Annotated in this window: 19 protein-coding genes; 10 read left to right on the top strand and 9 right to left on the bottom strand. The window is 73.3% G+C overall.

Annotation, left to right across the window (positions count from 1 at the left end; translation table 11 throughout):
- Positions 1–11: 11 nt before the first annotated feature.
- The 4 genes from ACFE8Y_RS11135 to ACFE8Y_RS11120 form a co-directional block, all read right to left on the bottom strand.
- A complete protein-coding gene (locus tag ACFE8Y_RS11135) occupies positions 12–437 on the bottom strand; it encodes a hypothetical protein (protein WP_375464451.1) in 426 nt (141 codons plus the stop codon).
- Positions 438–579: 142 nt separating this feature from the next.
- Positions 580–960: a hypothetical protein gene (locus ACFE8Y_RS11130; protein WP_375464450.1), complete on the bottom strand. Its 381-nt coding sequence runs from the start codon at positions 958–960 to the stop codon at positions 580–582.
- Positions 961–1,024: 64 nt separating this feature from the next.
- Positions 1,025–2,896, bottom strand: a complete 1,872-nt coding sequence (locus tag ACFE8Y_RS11125) for a methylmalonyl-CoA mutase subunit beta (protein WP_375464449.1) — start codon at positions 2,894–2,896, stop codon at positions 1,025–1,027.
- Between the two features lie 99 nt (positions 2,897–2,995).
- The gene (locus ACFE8Y_RS11120) at positions 2,996–3,799 is read right to left on the bottom strand and encodes an undecaprenyl-diphosphate phosphatase (RefSeq protein ID WP_375464460.1); all 804 of its coding nucleotides are present in this window, start codon (positions 3,797–3,799) and stop codon (positions 2,996–2,998) included.
- Positions 3,800–4,038: 239 nt separating this feature from the next.
- On the opposite strand from ACFE8Y_RS11120, the gene ACFE8Y_RS11115 reads away from it, so the two are divergent.
- Genes ACFE8Y_RS11115 through ACFE8Y_RS11105 form a run of 3 tightly spaced genes read left to right on the top strand, consistent with a single transcriptional unit; the run spans position 4,039 to position 6,766 of the window.
- Complete coding sequence (locus ACFE8Y_RS11115) at positions 4,039–4,731, top strand: glutathione S-transferase family protein (RefSeq protein ID WP_375464448.1); 693 nt, start codon at positions 4,039–4,041, stop codon at positions 4,729–4,731.
- A 29-nt stretch (positions 4,732–4,760) separates the two neighbouring features.
- Positions 4,761–5,900: a tRNA epoxyqueuosine(34) reductase QueG gene (queG, locus tag ACFE8Y_RS11110; RefSeq protein ID WP_375464459.1), complete on the top strand. Its 1,140-nt coding sequence runs from the start codon at positions 4,761–4,763 to the stop codon at positions 5,898–5,900.
- Complete coding sequence (locus tag ACFE8Y_RS11105) at positions 5,897–6,766, top strand: SDR family oxidoreductase (protein ID WP_375464447.1); 870 nt, start codon at positions 5,897–5,899, stop codon at positions 6,764–6,766. Before queG ends, ACFE8Y_RS11105 begins: the two co-directional genes overlap by 4 nt.
- A gap of 158 nt (positions 6,767–6,924) precedes the next feature.
- On the opposite strand, the gene ACFE8Y_RS11100 is transcribed toward ACFE8Y_RS11105, so the two are convergent.
- Complete coding sequence (locus ACFE8Y_RS11100) at positions 6,925–7,437, bottom strand: DUF533 domain-containing protein (protein ID WP_375464446.1); 513 nt, start codon at positions 7,435–7,437, stop codon at positions 6,925–6,927.
- 173 nt (positions 7,438–7,610) lie between these two features.
- Between ACFE8Y_RS11100 and mdcB the strand changes: the two genes are divergently transcribed.
- Positions 7,611–8,480 (top strand): triphosphoribosyl-dephospho-CoA synthase MdcB, encoded by an 870-nt coding sequence (mdcB, locus tag ACFE8Y_RS11095; RefSeq protein WP_375464445.1) that lies wholly within the window; start codon positions 7,611–7,613, stop codon positions 8,478–8,480.
- Positions 8,477–9,397, top strand: coding sequence for an acyl transferase (locus ACFE8Y_RS11090; protein WP_375464444.1), 921 nt, complete (start codon positions 8,477–8,479; stop codon positions 9,395–9,397). Before mdcB ends, ACFE8Y_RS11090 begins: the two co-directional genes overlap by 4 nt.
- A 317-nt stretch (positions 9,398–9,714) precedes the next feature.
- On the opposite strand, the gene ACFE8Y_RS11085 is transcribed toward ACFE8Y_RS11090, so the two are convergent.
- A complete protein-coding gene (locus ACFE8Y_RS11085) occupies positions 9,715–10,068 on the bottom strand; it encodes a hypothetical protein (RefSeq protein ID WP_375464443.1) in 354 nt (117 codons plus the stop codon).
- Positions 10,069–10,333: 265 nt separating this feature from the next.
- Here ACFE8Y_RS11085 and ACFE8Y_RS11080 point away from each other — a divergent pair, with 265 nt between their 5' ends.
- Complete coding sequence (locus ACFE8Y_RS11080) at positions 10,334–11,221, top strand: transglutaminase family protein (protein ID WP_375464442.1); 888 nt, start codon at positions 10,334–10,336, stop codon at positions 11,219–11,221.
- 8 nt (positions 11,222–11,229) lie between these two features.
- Here ACFE8Y_RS11080 and ACFE8Y_RS11075 read toward each other — a convergent pair whose 3' ends face one another.
- Complete coding sequence (locus ACFE8Y_RS11075; RefSeq protein WP_375464441.1) at positions 11,230–12,264, bottom strand: alpha/beta hydrolase; 1,035 nt, start codon at positions 12,262–12,264, stop codon at positions 11,230–11,232.
- Between the two features lie 206 nt (positions 12,265–12,470).
- Here ACFE8Y_RS11075 and meaB point away from each other — a divergent pair, with 206 nt between their 5' ends.
- Together meaB and ACFE8Y_RS11065 are read left to right on the top strand one after the other, a co-directional pair.
- A complete protein-coding gene (meaB, locus tag ACFE8Y_RS11070; RefSeq protein WP_375464440.1) occupies positions 12,471–13,460 on the top strand; it encodes a methylmalonyl Co-A mutase-associated GTPase MeaB in 990 nt (329 codons plus the stop codon).
- Entirely contained in the window at positions 13,457–14,113 is a 657-nt protein-coding gene (locus tag ACFE8Y_RS11065) for a peptidase C15 (protein WP_375464439.1), read from the top strand. Before meaB ends, ACFE8Y_RS11065 begins: the two co-directional genes overlap by 4 nt.
- A gap of 36 nt (positions 14,114–14,149) precedes the next feature.
- Here the strand turns inward: ACFE8Y_RS11065 and ACFE8Y_RS11060 are convergent, their stop codons facing one another.
- Both ACFE8Y_RS11060 and ACFE8Y_RS11055 read right to left on the bottom strand, forming a co-directional pair.
- Entirely contained in the window at positions 14,150–15,061 is a 912-nt protein-coding gene (locus ACFE8Y_RS11060; RefSeq protein ID WP_375464438.1) for a response regulator, read from the bottom strand.
- Positions 15,054–18,473, bottom strand: coding sequence for an ATP-binding protein (locus ACFE8Y_RS11055; protein ID WP_375464437.1), 3,420 nt, complete (start codon positions 18,471–18,473; stop codon positions 15,054–15,056). The genes ACFE8Y_RS11060 and ACFE8Y_RS11055 overlap by 8 nt, the downstream gene beginning before the upstream one ends.
- A 203-nt stretch (positions 18,474–18,676) precedes the next feature.
- Here ACFE8Y_RS11055 and htpG point away from each other — a divergent pair, with 203 nt between their 5' ends.
- Positions 18,677–20,527 (top strand): molecular chaperone HtpG, encoded by a 1,851-nt coding sequence (gene htpG / locus ACFE8Y_RS11050; RefSeq protein WP_375464436.1) that lies wholly within the window; start codon positions 18,677–18,679, stop codon positions 20,525–20,527.
- On the top strand, positions 20,505–21,620 hold the full coding sequence (locus ACFE8Y_RS11045) for a glycosyltransferase family 4 protein (RefSeq protein ID WP_375464435.1): 1,116 nt from the start codon (positions 20,505–20,507) through the stop codon (positions 21,618–21,620). The genes htpG and ACFE8Y_RS11045 overlap by 23 nt, the downstream gene beginning before the upstream one ends.
- The last annotated feature ends 121 nt before the right edge of the window (positions 21,621–21,741 follow it).

The raw sequence follows: 21,741 nt of genomic DNA, 5'->3' as shown, positions 1-21,741 counted from the left end.
CGACCGCGAGATCAGTTGCCGGGTGCGTCCTCGGCGGAGGCGGCGTTGGCCGGCGCCTCGGCGCTCGCGACGGTCTTGCGCTCCAGGAGCGGCTGGAGACGCGAGGCGAGCTGCTGGTCGAGGTGGCGGGCGTAGGCCGCCTTGAAGTAGCGCTTGCCGGTGCCGCGCCCGTTGAGGCGGTCGTAGGCCGCGACCATCGCGTCCACTTCGGGCCGGCAGAGGAAGCCGATCACGCCCGCCGCCTGGAACCAGCGGCCGGCGCGGGCGTGGTTCGTCGCACCCGGATTGGTCATCACGGTCTCGGCGAAGCAGTCGGTCGCGGCCTGCTGAAGGGGCGCGAGGATCTTCTCGGCATCGGCCGCGTTCGGGTGCTCCCGAGCGACGGCGGGCGACAGGACAACGAGCGCGACGAGCGCACCGAGCAGCGCAGTCTTCATCGGGGTGACGCCTCGAACGGGTTTCGAACCGGTTCGAGTCTTCCAGGCGGATTTTGTCCGGAACAGGGCCGCAAGTGCTACGCGGCGAACGCGGGCACGGATACCGCCATCCCGTCGCGTTCCGGCAACAGCACGGCGCGGTTCAGCCCCGCCGCTCGGCGTTCCAGCGGCCGCTGCACGCCACGCCGCCGCCGGTGCTCCAGGTGCCGCCGCCGGTGCCTTCACGCCCCAGCCGGCCGACCACGTTGGCGCTGGCCATGCCGTTCGAGATCGTCGCGCGCACGGCACCGTTCGCCGCGACGCGGCCGCTGATCGAGAAGTCGCCGCCGGGATAGGTCGCCTCGCCGCGCGCGATGCGCACGCCGTAGCGGTACGCCCGGTCGCAGGTTCCCGATTCCGTGATGACCTCGATGCTCCAGGTGCCGTCGTAGCGGTTGGGCACCTGGACCTTCCTGCGCGCCGCATCGGCAGTGCCGACGCCGACCACGGAGAGCGCCAGGGCGGCGGTCAGCAAGGCTCTCATCAGGTCTCGATCCGGCAAGCGTGTCCGCGCCGGAAACGTGCGAGTGCCCGATCGGTTGCCCGGCTCAGGCGCGCGCGGCCCGGCGCAGGGCCTCGTTCAGCAGGGCGAGGAGGTCGCAGCCGGCGTGCAGGAACGCGTGGACCCCCGCCGCCCTCAGGGCATCCGCCAAATCGGCCGACGGCTTGCCGGCGAGGTAGATCGTGCCGGCGCCGGCCGCCGCGAGCGCCCGGGCGGCGTCGCCGCCGCGGGCCTCGTAGACCGTGTCCGACGAGCACAGGCAGGCGAGCGCGGCGCCCGAGGCCCGGAACGCGGCGGCGAGGCTCGCGTCGTCCGAAAACCCCTCGTTGCCCGGCGCGGCGATGCCGCCGGCGGCGAAGGCGTTGGCGGCGAACGTTGCCCGGGCGTTGAACACCGCGACGGGACCGAGGTTGGCCAGGAACACGGCGGGGCGCCGGCCGGCCTTGGCGAGGAAGGAATCCGAGGCGTCGCGGAGCGCCTCGTAGGGCTCGGCCGAACGCTGCGAGGGCAGCGCGTCGCAGGCGACCGCCGCGCCCGTCCCGAAGCCTGCCGCGGGGACCGCTGCGAGCGGCGCCACGTCGAGGACGGCCACCGCCGTCTCGGTGAGGTTCGGGAACTCGCTCGCCCCCGTCAGCGCCTCGCGCCGCGTGGCGACGTTCCGCGCTCGGATCTCCCGGGTCGCCTCGACCCGCCGCTGGAGCTTGCCGACGCTGAGCGAGGCGACGATGCCGCCCTCGCCCTCGATCGTCCGGAACGCGTCCCAGCCGGCCTGCGCCAACGCCTCGGTCAGGCTCTCGAAGCCGCCGGCACCGGCCGCCGGGTCGGCGACGCGGGCGAGGTTCGATTCCTCGATCAGCATGATCTGGCTGTTGCGCGCGACCCGCCGGGCGAAGGCGTCCGGCAGGCCCAGCGCCTGGGTGTAGGGCAGGACCGTGATCGCGTCGGCGCCGCCGAGGCCCGCCGCGGTCGCGGCCATGGTGGTGCGAAGCATGTTCACGAACGGGTCGCGCCGGGTCATCATCCGCCAGGCCGTCTCGGCGTGGAGGCGCAGGGGCTTCGGATCGAGGCCGCAGGCCTGCTCCAGCCGGGCCCAGAGCCGGCGCATGGCGCGGAACTTGGCGATCGTCAGGAATTCGTCGGCGTCGGCCACGAGCAGGACGCCGATCGCGTCGCGGGCCCGGTCGAGCGCGGTGCCCGAAGCCTCCAGGGCGCGCAGGTACGCCGCCGCGGTGGCGAGCACGGCGCCGAGTTCGGCGGCCTCGCCCGCGCCGGCCTCGTGGTAGGGGCGGCCGTCGGCCGTGAGCACCCGGCCGGAAAAGCCTGCGGCATCACAGGTCCGGAGCGTCTGACCGAGCCGCGGCGCGATCTCGCTCCAGACCGCGCCGAGGCTGCCGGTGGCGGCCAGCGTGCCGATGGGATCGATCCCGAGGTCGATGTCGCAGGCGGAGAGATCCTCCCCGCGCCGGGCCGCCAGCGCCAGCACGAGCGCCGCCGCCTCAAGGCCCTGCGGGCCGGCGTCGACGCGCAGGGCGATCAGCGGCAGCATCACGCCGTGGAGCGCGGTCTCAAGCTCCTCGACGGTTCGGGCGGTCAGTCCGTAGCCGCGGGCGGCCGGGGCGCCGGAGAAGACCAGGGCGAGCGCGTCGGCCCCGCCTTCGAGGTCGGCCAGCGCCTGCCGGTTGGCGTGGTCCGCCTCCGGGTGGTCGGCGCGCTGGCTGGTGCGCCACGGGCCGGGGGCCCGCACCGGCTGGGGGCTGGGCTCGGCAGGCTCGTAGAGCGGCTCGATGCGGAGGCCGTCCGCGGTCCGGGCGACGAGGCGCGTCTCGTAGTCGGCGCCCTTCAGCACGCCCTCGACGAGCCCGAGCCAGCGCGCGCGGGTCGCGGGCTCGAAGAGGTCGGCGAGCGGTCTGTCGTCCATCGCGGGTGCCCCGTGCGGCGGGAGCGGCCCCTCGCCCGTCCCGTCCCCCTGCCCTCGCACGCCCCCGCGGGCGAGGCAATCACCCGAAGGTCGGCCGGGTCAGCCCAGGATGATCAGCCCGGCAAAGCCCAGCGAGCCCACGAGGATGCGCCACCACGCGAACAGCCAGAAGCCGTGCTGGGAGACGTAGTCGAGGACGGTCCGCACGACGACGAGCGCCGAGACGAACGCCACGACGAAGCCGATGGCGATCAGCCCGGCATCGTCGCTGCCGAGGTACTTGTAGTTGTCGAGCAGGTCCTTGGCGAAGGCGCCGGCCATGGTGGGCATGGCGAGGTAGAACGAGAACTCCGTGGCCGAGCGCTTGTCGGCGCCCATCAGCATCGCGCCGACGATGGTGGCGCCCGAGCGCGACACGCCGGGGATCATCGCGAGGCACTGGAAGATGCCGATCTTGAGGTCCATCGGCAGGCTGAAGTCGTAGACGTCGTTCGTCTTCACCTCGAGGTCGGTGTCGTCGAGGACGAGCAGCACGAGGCCGCCGGCGACGAGCGTCGCGCAGACGATCCACGGATTGAACAGGTAGGCCTTGATCAGCTTCGAGAACAGGCCGCCGATGATCGCCGCCGGCAGGAAGGCGATGAGGATGCCGAGCACGAAGCGCCGCGCCTGCGCGTCGTTGGGCAGAGCGAAGGCGATCCCCAGGAGCCGCCGGAAGTACACGGCGAGGATCGCCAGGATCGCGCCCAACTGGATGAGCACCTCGTAGGTGTTGTTGGGCGAGCGGAACCCGATGAAGTGCCCGACGAGGAGCTGGTGGCCGGTCGAGGAGACCGGGATGAACTCGGTGGCGCCCTCGACGAGGGCGAGCACGACCGCCTTCGCGATGCTCGTCGCATCCATCATCGCCCGTCTCGACCGTTGGAGTGGACCGGCCGTGGGCCGGACAAGGTTTGGCGCGGCGCCCGCGGCGCGGCGCCCGCAAGGGTCGCGCATCAGGGTGAACGGGCGGTTACCGCCCGCGGCCGGGCGTGTTAATGAGGCGGCAACGATCGAGCAATAACGATCCTCCCCGCTCGGTCCCGCGGGGTCTCCCGTGCGGCGCGTCCCGCCGGCAGCCCCACCGTCCGACAACGGCCTCGATGGCGACGCTCTACCATTTCCCGTTCTGCGCCAATTCCCGCTTCATCCGCCTCGTGCTGTCGGAGATGGGCCTGGAGCCGACCCTCGTGGAGGAGCGGCCCTGGGACCGGCGCGACGCGTTCCTGCTGATCAACCCGGCCGGCACGACGCCGGTGCTGGTCGAGCAGGGCGGCTTGGTGGTGCCGGGGGCGGGCATCCTGGCGGAGTACCTCGACGAGACCCGCGGCCTCGGCCTCAGCGGCCGGCGGCTGATGCCCGACGGCACCGCCGAGCGGGTCGAGGTGCGCCGCCTGCTGGACTGGTTCCTGGCGAAGTTCGACGCCGAGGTGACCGGCTACCTCGTCACGGAGAAGATCTCGAAGCGGTTCATGACCAGCGCGACCGGCGGCGGCCCGCCGGACATGAACGCGATCCGCGCGGCCCGCACCAACGTGCGCTATCACCTGAAGTACATCGGCTACCTGATGGGCCGCCGCCGCTGGATCGCGGGCGACCATCTGACGTATGCCGATCTCGCGGCGGCCGCCCACTTGAGCTGCGTGGACTATCTCGGCGACGTGCCATGGGACGAGGACGAGACGGCGAGGGACTGGTACGCGCGGGTGAAGTCGCGCCCGTCCTTCCGCGCGCTGCTGGCCGACCGGGTGGCCGGCATGCCGCCGGCCGCGCACTACGCGGACCTGGATTTCTGAGCGACCGCCGCGTCTTCGCCGGCGCGGACCTGCGCCGCCTCGTCGAGGCCCGCGCCCGCCACCTCGGCTTCGAGGCGCTCCGCGTGACGCGCCCCGACGCGGTCCCCGACCTGCCGGGCCGGCTCGGCGCTTGGCTCGAGGCTGGCGCCCACGGCACGATGGCCTGGATGGCGGAGCGCGCCGACCAGCGCGCGGCTCCGACGACCCTGTGGCCTGGCGTGCGCAGCATCATCATGCTGGCCACCAATTACGGGCCGGAGAGCGACCCGCTGGACCTGCTCTTGCGGAAGGACCGCGGCGCGATCGCGGCCTACGCGCAGCGGCGCGACTACCACGACGTGGTGAAGGGCCGGCTGAAGGAACTCGGCGGCTACCTCTCGGCCAAGGGTGACGCGCGGGTGAAGGTGTTCTGCGACACCGCCCCCGTCATGGAGAAGCCGCTGGCGCAGGCCGCGGGGCTCGGCTGGCAGGGCAAGCACACCGTGCTGCTCTCGCGCGCCCACGGCAACTGGCTGCTCCTCGGGGCGATCTTCACGAGCGCGGAGCTGGAGCCCGATCCGCCGGAGGCGGACCATTGCGGTTCCTGCCGCGCCTGCCTCGACATCTGCCCGACCGACGCCTTCCCGGCGCCCTACCGCCTGGACGCGCGCCGCTGCATCTCCTACCTCACGATCGAGCATGCCAGCCCGATCGCCGCGGAGTTCCGGGGCAGGATCGGCAACCGCGTCTTCGGCTGCGACGACTGCCTCGCCGTCTGTCCGTGGAACAAGTTCTCACAGGTCGCGCGCGACGCGCGCATGGCGGCCCGGGCCGAGTTCGACGCGCCGCCGCTCTCCGACCTCGCGGGCCTCGACGAGGCGGCCTTCCGCGGACGGTTCGCGGGAACGCCGATCAAGCGCACCGGGCGCGACCGGTTCCTGCGCAACGTCCTGATCGCGGTGGGCAATTCCGGCGACCCGGCGCTGGCGCCGTCGGCCGAGCGCAACCTTATCGACGCCGCGCCGCTCGTGCGCGGCATGGCGGTGTGGGCCTGCGGGCAGCTCCTCGAAGCGCGGGCGTGCCGCGCCCTGTACGAACGCCACGGCATCGGCGAGACCGACCCGCACGTGCGCGCCGAGTGGCGCGCCGCGCTCGACCGATCCGGGACGCCTGCGGAGACCCTTCCATGAACCTCTTCGTGTTCGGCCTCGGCTTCTCGGCCCGGCACTTCGCGGAAGGCGCGCGCGGGCGCTTCGCGACGATCCGCGCCACCGTGACCGAGGCGGACAAGGCCCGCGCCATCGAGGCGGAGGCGGGATTCGCGATGCGGGCCTTCGGGCCGGAGACCGACGATCCGCGCATCATCGCGGACCTCGCCGACTCCGACGCCCTCCTGGTCTCGGCCCCGCCCGACCGCGACGGCGACCCGGTGCTGCGCCGGTTCCGGGACGCCATCGTGCACAGCCGGATCGGCTGGATCGGCTACCTCTCGACCATCGGCGTCTACGGCGATCACGGCGGCGCCTGGATCGACGAGGCGACGCCGGCCACTCCGAAGAGCGCGCGGTCCCAGGGGCGGCTCGCGGTCGAGAACGCGTGGCTGGCGCTCGGCGCCGAGACCGGCAAGGCGGTGCAGGTGTTCCGCCTGTCCGGCATCTACGGGCCGGGGCGCAACCCGATCGCCAAGCTGCGCGACGGCCGGTCCCAGCGCATCGTCAAGGCGGGACAGGTGTTCAACCGCATCCACGTCGACGACATCGCCGCGACGCTATCCGCCTCCCTCGACCGGCCGCGCAACGGCGCGGTCTACAACGTCACCGACGACGAGCCGGCCGCCCCCGAGATCGTCACCGAATACGCCGCGGCGCTGACCGGCCTGCCGCTGCCGCCGGAGGTCGATTTCGAGACCGCGGACCTGTCGCCGATGGCGCGCAGCTTCTACGGCGAGAACAAGCGGGTCCGGAACCGCCTGATCCGCGAGGAGCTCGGCGTGGCGCTCGCGTTCCCGACCTACCGGGAGGGTCTCGCGGCGCTGAAGGGCGAGGCGGAGGGCTGAGGGCCGGACGAATACGGCGTCACGGCCACGGCGGGACGTGAGCATAACCCCTTCCAAGCTTCCTGAGCGATACCGCCCGGCTCGTGTCCGGCCGAGCGCGTCCTCGGCCTCTCTCCGTCCCCGATCGCATTGCCGGAGGACCAGGAGGGCGCGACGGATCAGGCCGAGAGTTCGCGCTCGACCCGGGCCGCAGCGTCTGGCGGAACGTCCAGGGCTTCGGCCAGCATCTTGAGGAACTGGCGCTCCTGCATGGTGTCGAGGTCGATCGCCAGCGCCGCGGCGGTATAGATCCGGATGGCAGCGTCGGGATCGTCGATCGCGTCGGCGATCTCGTCGATCTCGGCCGGGGCGGCGAGTTCGCGCTCCAGCCAGCTCCGTCCGTCGCGGTCGATGCCGGCCGCCGCGACGGCCTCGTCGAGGCGGCGGCGCTCGGCGGCGTCGACGAGGCCGTCGGCCACCGTTGCCGCCACCATCGCCCGCAGCATCAGCCGCGCCTCGTCCTCGCCCACGTCGGTGAAGTCCGGCATGTCGGCCCGTGCCGGCGCGGCGCCGCGCAGCGCCCGGTAGGCGAGGCCGCCGATCAGCGCGAGGCCGCCCAAGGCGACGCTCGCGGCGATCCCGCCGCGGCGGCTGCGCACCAGCGCATCGACGAGTCGTCTGGGATCGGCCATGGTCGTGCACTCCGCGTTCGGTCGATGATCGGACCGGCAACGACGCGAACGGGGCCAAGGTTCAGTGAGGCTTCCGCCGCGAACGGCCCGGTCGCCCGATGAGGCTTCGATCACGAGGGAACGCCGGCTCCGATGACGGTCGTCCAGGGGCCAGCCCTCACAGCCAGCAGGCCATGACGCGACCCGCCCCGTCCCGAGCGCCCGGCACTCCGCAGCCCGGTATCGACAGCGCCGAGCGCATCGCGGCTGCGGCCGTGCACGCGCTGCGGCTCGAACTCGACACCTACCCGAAGCCGGGCCTCGTCAGCCGCGTCGACAGCGGCAGCCATACCGACATGGATGCCGCCACCTTCGCGGCGAGCACGGCGGCGATCGCGCCGTACTTCGCCGACCTCGCGGCGGCGGGCGCGCGGGAGGCCGCGATGCCGGCGCTCCGGCGCATCGGCCTCGCGGCGGAAGCCGCGATGCGCGCGGCGACGGGCGGCGTGAACACTCACCGCGGCGCGATCTTCGGCCTTGGCCTGCTCTGCGCGGCGGCCGGCTCCTTCGCGGGTCGGCCGATCGCGTCCGGCGCGCTCGGCGCGCGTGTCCGGTCGCACTACGGGCGCGACATCCTCGACGGGCCGGTGCTGCTGCACGGGGCCGGGGCGCGGGCGCGACGCCGGCACGGCGTCGGCGGCGCGCCGGGGGAGGCGGCGGCCGGCTTCCCGCACCTCTACGCGGTCGGCCTGCCCGCGCTCGACCGGGCACGAAGAATGCGGCCGGACGATCCGATGGCGGCGCGGGTCGAGGCGTGCCTCGCGCTGATCGCCACGATCGAGGACACCAACCTGCTCCACCGCGGGGGCGCGGTCGGCTACGCCTTCGCGCGGCGGGCCGCCGCCGCCTTCATCGCCGAGGGCGGGGTCGGCCGGGACGATTGGCGCGAGCGGGCAGGCACGATCCACCGCGCCTTCGTCGCGCGGCGGCTCAGTCCCGGGGGCGCCGCCGACCTCCTGGCAATGACGCTGTTCGTCGACGGCATCGAGGCGCCGCGGACATGACGCTGGCCGTCCTCTGCTCGGGCCAGGGCGGCCAGCATCCCGGCATGTTCGACCTCACCGCCGACCTGCCGGCCGCGCAGGCCGTGTTCGCGGCCGCCGCGCGCCTGCTCGGCGGCGATCCACGCGACCTCGCGCGCGCCGGCGGCGGCCGCCCGCACGAGAACCGCGCCGGGCAGATCCTGTGCTGCGTCGCGGCACTCGCCGCCTGGACGATCGTGGCCGAGGCCGCGCCTGCCCGCACGATCGTTGCCGGCTACAGCATCGGCGACCTCGCGGCCTGGGGCTGCGCCGGGCGCTTCTCGGCCGGGACGGTGCTGGGTCTCGCCGCCGCCCGCGCCGAGGCGATGGACGCCGCGTCCGGCCCGAACTACGGGCTCGCCGGCATCCGCGGGCTCACCCAGGCGCGGGCTGCCGCGCTCGCCGAGGCGCAGGGCTGCCACCTCGCGATCCGCAACGCGCCCGACAGCGTCGTCGTCGGCGGCCCGGACCACGCGCTGGAGGCCGTCTGCCGCGCGGCCCTCGCCGTCGGTGCCCAGCGCGCGGTGGTCCTGCCGGTGCGCACGCCCTCGCACACGCCGCTGCTGGCGAAGGCCGCGTCGCACTTCCGCGACGCACTCATGGCTGCGCCCCGGGAGACGCCGCCGCGTCCCGGCCCGCGCCTCGTCAGCGGCCTCGACGGCGCGGCCGTGTTCGACGTGGGCGCGGGCCTCGACAAGCTCGCGCGCCAGATCGCGCGGACGATCGACTGGGCCGCCTGCCTGGAGGCCTGCGGCGAGTACGGCGCGACGACGGTGCTCGAACTCGGCCCCGGCCGAGCGCTCGCGACCATGGCCGCCACGGCGCTCCCCGACGCCCGGGTGCGCGGACTCGAGGATTTCCGCTCGGCCGAGGGCGTGGCGGAGTGGCTTGCGGGATAGCGGTATCGGTGGCCGACCCTGCGCCATCCCTCTCCCGCAGAGGCTTGCGGATGCACGCATCGCTCCACGCGATCCGGGAGGAGCGCGGGTCCCCACACCCTTCGCGGGAGAGGGACAGGGTGAGGGATGAGAACTGTCCGGATACGGCACGCCCCTCACCCCAGCCCTCTCCCCCTGGGAGAGGGAGCCCGCGTCGCGCTTCGCCCGATCCACGCGGCACCGGTTTCAAGATGTGTGAAGCCGCAAGCCCGCAGAGGGGAGAGAAGGCTTCGCGTGAATCCGGATCGGTTCGTGCCGCGGTTGACGGACCGAGGAACTCAGGAATCGAGCGCGTCGGCCTCGTCGATGTCGAGGAGGAAGACGATGTCGGCCTCGTCCTCGTCGTCCCCGCCCTCCGTGGCGGTCGCGTCGTTGGCAGCCGCGTGGCGCGGGTCGTCCTCGAAGTCGCCTTCCCCGTCATCCTCCGCGAGCGCCTCCTCGAAGACCTCGATCTCGTCCGCGCTGGCGGCGCGGATCTTCAGCTCGGAGGTGCCGTTCCAGAGCGGGCGGCCTTCGCTCGTCATGGCCTGGATGTCTTCCTTGAAGCCGTCGCAGGTGAAGAGGTCGCGCGCGGTCGCCTCGTCGCCGTTGATGACCGCCACGGCGGTGCCGTCGATCTCGAGCGTGAACATCGCCAACGTCCCTCTCATCTGCGTGGTGCGGAGGTCCCGGTCCGCCGGCCCTTCTTCGCCTGCGCGGCGCCGGTGCGGATGTGCCGTACGGGAGGGGTCCCGCGCGGCCGGCGGTCTCCAACCCGTCGCGGGGATGCTGTAGGGGGGAACGCCGCACCCGCCAACCCTGAAATCCGGCATTGACGGAGCCTTCGGCGGTCCGCCTCGTGCAAGGCGACGCCGACCGCCATTTCGGTTCCACCACCGCGCAAGGAGCAAACGAGGGATGCGGATCAGGCTCGGCTGCGAGATGCGCTACGCGTTCCCCTACCCCGTGCCGATGGTGGTGATGCTCAACGTACATCCCTCGCGCGCGCCCGCCCTCGAAGGGCCGGACGCCATCCTGACGAGCCCGCCGGTGCCGGTCGAGACCTACCGCGACAGCTTCGGCAATCTCTGCGGCCGGCTGATCGCGCCGGCCGGCGCCTTCACGATCGGCACCGACGCCGTGATCGCCGACGACGGCGCGCGTGATCCGACGGCGTTGACGGCCGAGCAGCACGCGGTCGAGGACCTGCCGGCCGAGACGCTGCTGTTCCTGCTGCCGAGCCGCTACTGCGAATCCGACCTGCTGGCGGACGCGGCGTGGCGGCTGTTCGGCCACACCGCGCCGGGGTGGGGGCGGGTGCAGGCGGTGTGCGACTTCGTCCACGCGCACGTCGCCTTCGGCTACGAGTTCGCCCACCGCGACCGCACGGCGGTCGACGCCTACGCGGGCGGGCGCGGGGTGTGCCGCGACTTCACGCATCTGGCGGTGGCGTTCTGCCGGGCGCTGAACCTGCCGACGCGCTACTGCACCGGCTACGTCAGCTTCATCGGCGAGCCGGAGCCGCACCCGGCCGGCGACTTCGCCGCCTGGATGGAGGTGTATCTCGGCGGCCGCTGGCACGTGTTCGACCCGCGCAACAACGCGCCCCGGATCGGCCGCGTGATGGTGGCCTGCGGGCGCGACGCGGCCGACGTGCCGCTGACCCACACCTTCGGCCCGAACCCGCTGGTGGGTTTCCGCGTCTGGGCCGACGCGGTCGCTGCCCTCGACCGGCTCGACCCGGACGCCGCCGGGCCCCCGGAGGAGCCGCTGCCGCCGCAGAGCATGACGACGCGGATGGGCTAGCCGGACGCTCAGACCCCGCCTGCGCCCCGCGCAACCGCGCGCCTGACCACGCCCTGCACCTCCGGGTTCGACAGGAACAGGTCGTGGTTGATCAGGCCGCCGCCGTAATCGGAGGCGTCGGCGACGCGCACGCCCAGAGCCTCCAGGCGCTCGCGGTCGGCGGCGCCCGCCCGCACGATGCCGCCCGCGATGGCGCCCGAGAGTTCGAGCGCGCGGTCGTTGGTCGAGGAGATCACCGTGATCCTGGCCACGTCCGATCCGAGGCGCGCGAGGCTGGTGGTGAACAGGTCGATGTCGATGTCGGGGGCCGCGAGCACCACCGCACCGATCCGCGCCATCGCCCCCTCCCCGGCCTCGGCGCGCAGCATGCGCAGGCTCTCGAGAGTCAGCAGCGTGCCCAGCGAGTGCGCGACGATGTTGATGCGGCCGGCGCTCGGCGTGGCGGCCAGCGCCTTGAGCAGGTCCTCGAAGGCGTCGCGCGACCACAGCGCGCTCTCGCGGTCGTAGCCGTAGTCGAAGGTGGCGGCCGCCGACGGCCACGTGAACAGGCCCGACACGCCGCGGAAGCGGATGCCGTCGGAGAGCCGGGCCGCGCTGACCGCCGCGGACTCGAACGATTCGCGGTAGCCGTGCACGTAGATCAGCACGTCGCGTCCGAGCGCGGCCTCGGCGAACGCCCCGGCCGCGCCCGCGCCGGACTCGACGCGCGGCACGGCGCCGATCGTCCAGTCGCCGGTGACGACGGCGGACACCTTGCCGAGCAGCGAGCGGTCGGGCGGGGACAGGCGCACCTCGGCAAAGCTCAGGCCGCGCCCGCGCTCGGCGTTGAAGTACGGGGCCCTCAAGGGGCTGCCGACCGGCTTACGGGTGGTCGCGACCAGCAGAACCGGCATCACGTCGAGCGCCGACTGCCTCTCGGGCGGGGTGAGGGTGCCGGTTGCCAGCCCGTCCGCGACGCAGCCGCCGAGGCTCGGCGCCAGCACCGCCGCACCGAGGGCACCGAGACGGACGAAGGCGCGACGGGTCGGGGGCTGGCGCAGCATGATCTCGGGTCTGTCCGACGCTTCAAGGGAGCGGGCATCCCGTACCGCAGGATCGTGACCGTCGCGGGGCGCGGCGGCACCGTTCGCGCCACGGATGGCTGACGCCGGCCGGACGCCGGCGCGCGGGTGACACGGCGCGAGCCGGGCTCCGCCGCCGGCCCGGGCCGGCCCTCGACGAACGCGCCCGCCCCCGGCATGAAGGGCGGATGACGACCGCCTCCCTCGACATCGACACGCTCCGCGACCGGCTGCTCGCCGGCGACCGCGCGGCGCTCGCGCGGGCGATCACGCTCGCCGAATCGAAGCGGGCCGATCACCGGACCCTGGCGCGCGACCTGATCGACGCCGTGCTGCCGCGGACCGGGGGTGCGATCCGCGTCGGCATCACCGGGGTGCCGGGGGTCGGCAAGTCGACCCTGATCGACGCGCTCGGCGCCAACCTGACGGCGGCCGGCCGCAAGGTGGCGGTGCTGGCCGTCGACCCCTCCTCGACGCGCACCGGCGGCTCGATCCTCGGCGACAAGACCCGGATGGCGCGGCTGGCGCTGGATCAGAACGCGTTCATCCGTCCCTCCCCGTCCTCGGGCACGCTGGGAGGGGTCGCTGCCAAGACCCGGGAAACCATGCTGCTCTGCGAAGCGGCGGGCTTCGACGTCATCCTGGTCGAGACGGTGGGCGTCGGCCAGTCCGAGACGGCGGTGGCCGACCTCACCGACTTCTTCCTCGTGCTGATGCTGCCGGGGGCTGGCGACGAGTTGCAGGGCATCAAGAAGGGCATCCTCGAACTCGCCGACATGATCGCGGTCAACAAGGCCGACGACGGCGAGGCGGAGCGGCGGGCGAACGCCGCGGCCTCCGAGTACCGGGCGGCGCTCCACATCCTGACGCCGGCCTCCGCAACCTGGACGCCGCCGGTGATCACGGTCTCGGGCTTCCACAACCTGCGCCTCGACGGCCTGTGGGACCGGGTCGTCGACCATCGCGCAAAGCTCACGGCGACCGGCGAGATCGCGGGCAAGCGCCGGCAACAAGACGTGAAGTGGATGTGGGCGCTCGTCCACGAGCGGCTGCACCAGCGCCTCGTCGGCACGCCGGAGGTTCGCAAGCAGACGGCGGCGGCGGAAGCGAGCGTGGCCCGCGGCCAATCCTCCCCCGCGGCAGGGGCCGCGGCCATCGCCGAGCTGATCGGGCTTTGAACGCGCCTGTCGACCTCCTGATCACCGGGTTCGGACCGTTCCCCGGCATGCCGCGCAACCCAAGCGCAGCCCTGGCCCGGCGCCTCGGCACGTCGGTCCGCCTGCGGCTCGTCCTCGGAGGCGGCCTGCGGGTGCAGGTGCTGGAGACGACCTACGCGGCGATCGACGCGCAGCTCGCGCCCGCGCTCGCCGAGGGCCCGGGCGCGGTGCTGATGCTCGGGGTGGCCTCCCGCGCCGCGCGGATGCGGGTCGAGGCCCGCGCCGCCAACCGGGCGAGCCGGCTCTACCCGGATGCCGCCGGCCGGCTGGCCTCACGCCTCGCCCTGGACCCGGACGGGCCGGCCCAGCGCCGCAGCCGCGTCGCCGTGCAGGCGCTCGCGATCCTGCGCCGACACGGCCTCGCCGTCCGACCCTCGCGGGATGCCGGGCGCTACCTCTGCAACGCGAGCTACTTCCGCGCGCTGGCGCAGGCCTGCCCGGTGCTGTTCGTCCACATCCCGCCGCGCTCGCGCACTGCGCGCCCGCGGAGCCGGACCCGGCCCTGGCGCGGACGGCGGGACCCGGCCGCACAGGCCGCGGCGCTCGCGGAGGTCGCGCTGCTGCTGGTGGCCCGCGCAAGGGGCTCATCCCGACGCACGACCGGGCCGACCTGAGAGGCCGCACGACCGGATTGAGCCGCGGGCAAAAGGTCAGCCGAGGTCCTGGAGGTAGCGGGCGGCGATCACCGAGGCGGCGGTGCGGTTCTCGACGCCGAGCTTGGCGTAGATGCCCTCCAGGTGCTTGGTCACGGTGCGGGGGCTCAGCCCCAGGATCTCGCCGATGTCGCGGCTCGACTTGCCCCGCGAGAGCCAGAGCAGCACCTCCGCCTCGCGCCCGGTGACGCGCAGGCGGTCGCGCAGGCGTTCCAGCCCAGCGGCGGTGTCGTCGCGCGAGAGCCGCAGCAGCACCTCCTCGCCGGTGCGGCCGATGAAGCTGAGGACGTGCGCCCGCCCGTCCCGGTCGCGCAGGGCGAAGGGCGCGGCAGCGGAACCGCCGAGGCAGTCGCGCAGCCACGCCCGGCTGCTCGCCGGCAGGGCGAGGGCGCCTCCCGGATCGGTCGCGAGGTCGGCGAGCAGGCGGGCGGCCTGGGGCGTGCACCACAGCACCGCCCCGCCCTCGGCGACCGCGAACAGGGTGCGGCCGGCGGTGTCCAGCGCCGCGCGGGCGCTCTGGGCGGCGCGCGCGCTCGCCAGATGCACGCGGATGCGGGCCAGGATCTCGTCCGGCGCGATCGGCTTCGTGACGTAGTCGACGCCGCCCGCGCCCAGGCCCTTCACGATGTGCTCGGTCTCCGTGAGCCCGGTCATGAAGATGACGGGCACGTGGGCGACGTGCGCCTTGGCCTTCAGGCGGCGGCAGGTCTCGAAGCCGTCCATGCCGGGCATCACCGCGTCGAGCAGGATCACGTCCGGCGTGATCTCGTCGACCAGCGCGAGGGCGAGGTCGCCCGCCACCGCCACGAGCACGGTGGCGCCCGAGCGCTCGATCGCCGTGGTGAGGAAGCTCAGGGTGTCGGGGGAATCGTCGATGACGAGGACGACGTCGCGGTGGGGCTCAAGCATCGGAGGCGAGCCCTTCCGACACGGCCCTGCCGCCCTCCGCACGCTCCGCCGACAGGTCCTCCAGAACGCACAGGTAGCGGCGCATGTCGTAGCCCGCGACGAGCCCACGCATCTGTGCGAGGAAGGCCGGCGGCGCGCTCGCATCGCCCTCCATCCGCGCGAGCTTCGCCTCGATGCCGCGGATGTGGCCGATCCGGCCCAGACGCAGCAACTCGGCGACGTGCTCGGGCGACGGCGAAGATGCCGCGGGCTTGGCCGCCTGCGCGATCAGCGGCAGCTCCGGCTCCGCGACCCATTCCAGGCCGAGGAGCTTGGTCACCCGTTCGAGGAAGTCGCGCAGGTCGAAGGGCTTGGCGATGATGGCGTCGTGCGGGGCGTCGTCGCCCCGGATCGGACTGATCTCGTGGACGTTGGCCGACATCATCGCGATCGGGGCGGCGTGGCCCGCCTCGCGCAGCCGCTTGGCCACGGCCCAGCCGCTGAGGCCCGGCATCGCGATGTCGAGGAGCAGCAGGTCGGGACGGTGCGCGGCGGCCTGGGCGAGGCATTCGGGGCCGTCGGCGGCCTCCAGCACGACGAGGCCCTGCGGCTCCAGGATCTCGCGCATCAGGGCGCGGTGGGCCGCGTCGTCGTCGGCGACGAGCACCGTCCGCCGCGCCCCCGCGTAGGCGCGCGTCGGCGGCGGCGTCACCGCCGGCGCAAGGGCGGCGGGCGCGGGGCGGGCGACGGCGGCCAGCATCACGCGGAAGCGGAACTGCGTGCCGCGGCCGACTTCGCTCGTCACGGAAATCTCGCCGCCCATCACCTGCGCGAGCAGGTTGGCGATGGTCAGCCCGAGGCCGGTGCCCGGCGCGCTCGTCGCGGCCGGCGTCGAGCCGCGCTCGAACGGCTCGAAGATGCGCTGGAGGTCGGCTTCGGGAATCCCCGGCCCAGTGTCGCGGATGGTGAAGACCGCGACCTGGCTGCGGTAGCTCAGGTCGAGGGCGACGTGGCCGCGTTCCGTGAACTTGATCGCGTTCGAGAGGAGGTTCAGCAACACCTGCCGCAGGCGCTTCTCGTCGGTGGCGACGACTGGGGGCAGGATCTCGGGCCGGGTGAAGCGGAAGTCGAGGCCGGCGCCTTTCGCCTGGAGCCGGACCATGTCGACGATCTGGTCGAGCACGTCGGCGATGCGGATCTCGTCGCGGTGGATCTGGAGGCGCCCGGCCTCCATCCGCGAGATGTCGAGGAGCCCGTCGATCAGGCCCGACAGGTGTTGGGCGCTGCGCCGGATCACCCGGATGCCGTTCTGGCGGGCAGCCGGGATCGCGGCGTCGCCCTCGAGCAACTGCGCGTAGCCGAGCACGGCGCTGAGCGGCGTGCGCAATTCGTGGCTGATGCCGACGACGTAGCGGCTCTTGGCGAGGTTGGCGGCCTCCGCCGTCTCCTTGGCCTGCTGGAGCTTGGCGTCGGTGACCTTGTGCGCGGCGATCTCCGATTCGTAGAGGGCGGTCTGACGCCGGGTCTCCGCCTGGGCGACCCGGCGGCTCTCCTGGGCCAGCACGAAGAGCCACGCCACGACGCCGAGGATCACCACGAGGATGAAGAACACGCTGGTCAGCGCCGCGCCGAGCGCCGCCCGGTGCTCCGGGTGCTCCAGGATCGCCCCGGCATGGACGATGCCGAGGATCAGGCCGACCACCGCCACCAGCGTCAGCATCAGGGCGAGGTAGCGCCCGAGCGGCGCGCCGATCCAGGCGGCGGTGCGCGCGGGCACGATCCGGCCGAGTGCGCCCTGCGCCTGCGCCTCCAGGCGTCCGTGCGGCTTGCACAGGTCGCCGCAGCGGGCATCGAGCGAGCAGCACAGGGAGCAGATCGGCCCGTCATAGGCCGGGCAATGGGCCATGTCCTCGCCCTCGAAGGACAGTTCACAGACCTGGCAGACGATCTCGGAGGTGCCCCAATCGGTCTTGGGCCGGCGCGCGAGGTAGTAGCGCCCACCGGTCGCCCAGGCAATCACGGGCGCCGCGCCGAACCCCACGGCCAGGGCCAGCAGCGGCGCGAAGGGCTGCGGTGCGATGCCGAGGAGGCCGGCATGGGCGAGGCAGCCGGCCAGCATCGCCAGCACCATCGCCCCCGTGCCCACCGGATTGATGGCATAGAGGTGCGCGCGCTTGAACTCGATGCCCGGTGGCGACAGCCCCAGCGGCTTGTTCACGGCGAGGTCGGAGGCCAGCGCCCCGACCCAGGCCGAGACGACGACGGCGTAGAGCGGCAGCGTGCTGGCGATGGTCTTGTCGATGCCGAGCTCCATCAGCAGCAGCGCGATCGCCACGTTGAACACCAGCCAGACCACCCGGCCCGGGTGGCTGTGCGTCAGCCGCGAGAAGAAGTTCGACCACGCGATCGAGCCGGCATAGGCGTTGGTGAGGTTGATCTTGAGCTGCGAGACCACGACGAAGGCGGCCATCAGCAGCAGCGCGCCGGTCTGCGACGGGGTGACGTAGCCGAAGGCGACCGCGTACATCCGCGTCGGCTCGGCGGCACTCTCCGGCGCGACGCCGTGGGAGAGCGCCAGCACCGCGAGGAACGCGCCGAGGAGGATCTTGAGCATCCCCGGCACGATCCAGCCGGCGCCTGCGGCGAGCACGGCCGTCCACCAGCGCGCGTCCCTCCGGCTGGCCGGCTCGGGCACGAACCGCAAAAAGTCGACCTGCTCGCCGACCTGCGCCAGCAGCGCCAGCAGGACCCCCGACGCGAGCCCGAACCGGGCGGCATCGAGCCCGGAGCCGGCGCCCGGCGCCAACCCGGGGAAGGTCTTGAGGGCATCAAGCGGCGCATCGCCCCGCAGCGCGATGCAGGCGAGCGGCAGCAGGTTCAGGCCGATCCAGACCGGCTGGGTCCAGATCTGAAACCGGCTGATCAGGCGGATGCCGTAGACGACCAGCGGAATCACCACCGCGGCGCAGGCGAGGTAGCCGATCCACAGCGGCAGGCCGAAGCAGAGCTGGAGCGCCAGCGCCATGATCGCCGCTTCGATCGCGAAGAACAGGAAGGTGAAGCTCGCGTAGATCAGCGATGTGATCGTCGAGCCGAGGTAGCCGAAGCCGGCGCCGCGGGTCAGCAGGTCCATGTCGACGCCGTAGCGGGCGGCGTAGATCGTGATCGGCGCGGCGGTCCCGAAGATCAGCACGCCGACGACGAGGACGGCGGCCAGCGTGTTGGAAAACCCGGTGGCGAGCACCAGCGTGCCGCCGATCGCCTCGAGCGCCAGGAAGGACAGCGAGCCCAGCGCCGTCTGCGCCACCTGGAAGGCCGACCAGCGCCGCGCCTTCTTGGCGGTGAAGCGCAGGGCATAGTCCTCCAGCGTCTCGTCGGCGACGAGGCGGTTGTAGTCCCGCCGGATCGGGATGATGTGCTGACGCCCGCTCATCGGTCGCGTGGTCGGTCCCGAGGCGTCCCCGGGCGGCGGCGCCCGCGGACCGTGTGAACCCGATAGGCCGGATCGCGGGGCAAAAGGCAAAATTCGTGCGCGTGCCCGACCGGCGCCCGGGCGCCGACCGGCTGCGGACCGGCATTGAATTCGCGCGTCCGCGCAGGCATATCGCCCCCGCATTTCAACGCGGAGGCCTAGCGGTGAGCGAGACGGTGGAGCGGCACGAATTCGGCGCCGAGGTCGGGCGGCTGTTGGACCTCGTCGTCCACGCCCTCTACTCCGACCGCGAGATCTTCCTGCGCGAGCTCGTCGCCAACGCGGCCGACGCGATGGACCGCCGCCGCTTCGAGGCGCTGACCTCGGCGGCGAGCGCGCTCCCGGCCGACGCCAAGGTGCGGATCACCCCCGACAAGCCGGCGCGTACGCTCACCGTCTCGGATGCCGGCATCGGCATGAGCAAGGAGGACTTGGCCTCCAACCTCGGCACGATCGCGCGTTCGGGGACGCGGGCGTTCTCGCAATCGCTCGCCGACGCCAAGCCCGCGGACGCCGAGGATGACGCGCGGCCGAGCCTGATCGGGCAGTTCGGCGTGGGGTTCTACTCGGCCTTCATGGTCGCCGACCGGGTGACCGTCACCTCCCGCCGCGCCGGGGCCGATGAGGCCTGGACCTGGGCCTCGGAGGGCCAGGGCAGCTACACGCTGGAGGCGGCCACGCGGGACGAGCCCGGCACCACGATCGTGCTGCACCTCAAGGCGGATGCCGACGAGTACCTGGAGAACTACCGGCTCGACCACCTCGTGCGCAAGTGGGCCGACTTCATCACCGTGCCGATCGCCATCGTGCAGGACGGCAAGGACGAGGCCGCCAACCAGGGCACCGCCCTGTGGCGCAAGTCCAAATCCGAGATCACGCCCGAGCAGTACGAGGCGTTCTACCGCTCGGTGGGCATGAACTTCGACAAGCCGTGGGCGACGCTGCACTGGCGCGCGGAGGGCGCGCTGGAGTTCTCGGCGCTGCTGTTCGTGCCGGGGATGAAGCCGTTCCAGGCGGTCGAGGGTGAGCGCGCGAGCAAGGTGCGGCTGCACGTGCGCCGGATGTTCATCACCGACGAGGCCGAGCTGCTGCCCTCCTGGCTGCGCTTCGTCCAGGGCGTGGTCGACACCGAGGACCTGCCGCTGAACGTCTCCCGCGAGATGCTTCAGGCAACGCCCGCACTCGCCAAGATCCGCCGCGCCGTCACCGGCCGGGTGCTCTCGGAGCTGGCGACGCGCGCCAAGGACGCCGAATCCTACCAGGCGTTCTGGGAGAACTTCGGGCCCGTGGTGAAGGAGGGCATCTACGAGGACCACGAGCGCCGCGCCGAGATCGCACCGCTGCTGCGCTTCCGCTCGTCGGCGGTCGAGGGCTGGACGGGTCTTGCCGATTACGTCGCGCGGATGAAGGACGGGCAGGAGGCGATCTACTACCTCGTGGCCGACGACGCCGAGGCGCTGGCGCGCTCACCCCAGCTCGAGGGTTTTCGCGCCCGCGGCCTGGAGGTGCTGCTGCTGTCCGACCACGTCGACGCGTTCTGGCCGGAGCAGCTCTCGCGCTTCGACGAGAAGCCGCTGCGCTCGGTCACGCAGGGGGCGCTGGACCTGTCGAAGTTCTCCGGCGAGGCCGAGACGGCCGAGGTGCCGGCCGGGATCGCGGGGCTGGTCGAGCGGATCAAGGCGGCGCTGTCCGGGGACGTCTCGGACGTGCGCGCCACCGACCGCTTGGTCGACAGCGCCGTGGTGCTCGCCGCCGGCGGCAGCGGGCCGGACCTTCAGATGCAGCGCCTGCTGCGGCGCGCCGGCCGCGGCGCCAGCGGCGGCAAGCCGATCCTGGAGATCAACCCGCGCCATCCCCTGATCCGCGCGCTGGCCGAGGGTGCGGAGGACGCGGCGACGGCGGCCGCCGGTACGCTACTCGACCTCGCCCGCATCCAGGACGGCGACACCCCGCGCGATCCGGTGGCCTTCGCCCAGGTCGTCGCGGCGGCGCTTGCGGGGAAGGCGGCGGCCTGAGCCGGGCGAGCCGGAGGGCGGGTCGATCGCGAAACTCCTGCTGCCGACCCTCTATGACACCCGCGGCGGCTCGACCCGCGTGCTGCTCGCCGCGGCCGACGCCCTTCGGCGCGAGCACGCGGTCACCGTACGGGCGCCCCTGGCGGAGGCGGACGAAGCCACCCCGGCGCGGTTTCCGAGCCGCCCGCTCGCGGGAACGGTCGCCAAGCTCGCGCTGCTGCCGCGGCTCGCACGCCTCGTCGTCGCCGAGACGTTGGCCCTGCGGCGCCTGCGGCCGGACCTGATCCACGTCCACGACGAACCCTCGCTCTACGTCTACGGCGTCGCCGCGCGGCTCGTGCGTCCCCGTCCGACCGTGCTTTGGCACCTGCATGCGGGGGCCGGACGCGGATGGGCGGCGCGGCTGCGCGCGCGGCTTGCCGACGCCTGCATCGTCATCAGCCCGCACGTCGCGCAGCCCGCCGGCTTGCCCTGTTGGCTGGTGCGCAACCCCCTCGGACCGCCGGGCCCTGCGCGGCCCCCCGCCGCGCCGGGCGTGCCCGGCATCGCCGTCATCGGGGCCCTTGGCCTGCGCAAAGGTCAGGACGTCGCCGTCGAGGCACTCGCAGTCCTCCGCCAACTGCCCGGCGGAGAGACCGCGCGCCTGACCCTGATCGGCCCGGCGCTCGACGCCGCCTTCGCGCGAACGCTCCGCGCGCGGATCGCCGTGCTCGGGCTCGATCAGGCCGTCACCTTCGCCGGCGAGCGCGCGCCGGACCGCGCCTTCGACGGCGTCGGACTGGTGCTGTGTCCGTCGCGATCGGAGACCCAGCCGCTGGCGCTGGCCGAGGCCTTGGCCCGCGGCCTGCCCGTCGTCGCCTCCGACATCCCCGCGCATCGCGCCATGCTGGCGGACGCCGGAGGGAATGGGGACGATCTCTGCCCGCTGGACGCGCACGCCTGCGCGCACGCCCTCCTCACCGCCGCGCAACGGCCGCCCCCGCCCGAGAGGGCAGCGCGAATTCAGACCCTGTTCGAACAGGATCGGTTCGACCGCGCCCTGCGCGACGTCCTTGGCAGCCTCGCTGCCCAGTGCCCGCGATCCCGCTTGTGAACGGCCGAACCTTCATGCTAGGCACCGCCGGTCCCATCGAGGCGCCCCGCGGAGAGGTGGCAGAGCGGTTGAATGCACCGCACTCGAAATGCGGCATGCCTGCAAGGGCATCGGGGGTTCG

This window comes from uncultured Methylobacterium sp., assembly GCF_964242245.1.
Lineage (GTDB): Bacteria > Pseudomonadota > Alphaproteobacteria > Rhizobiales > Beijerinckiaceae > Methylobacterium.
Note: the sequence above shows the minus strand (reverse complement) of the source record. Positions and strands in the feature narration are given on the sequence as shown.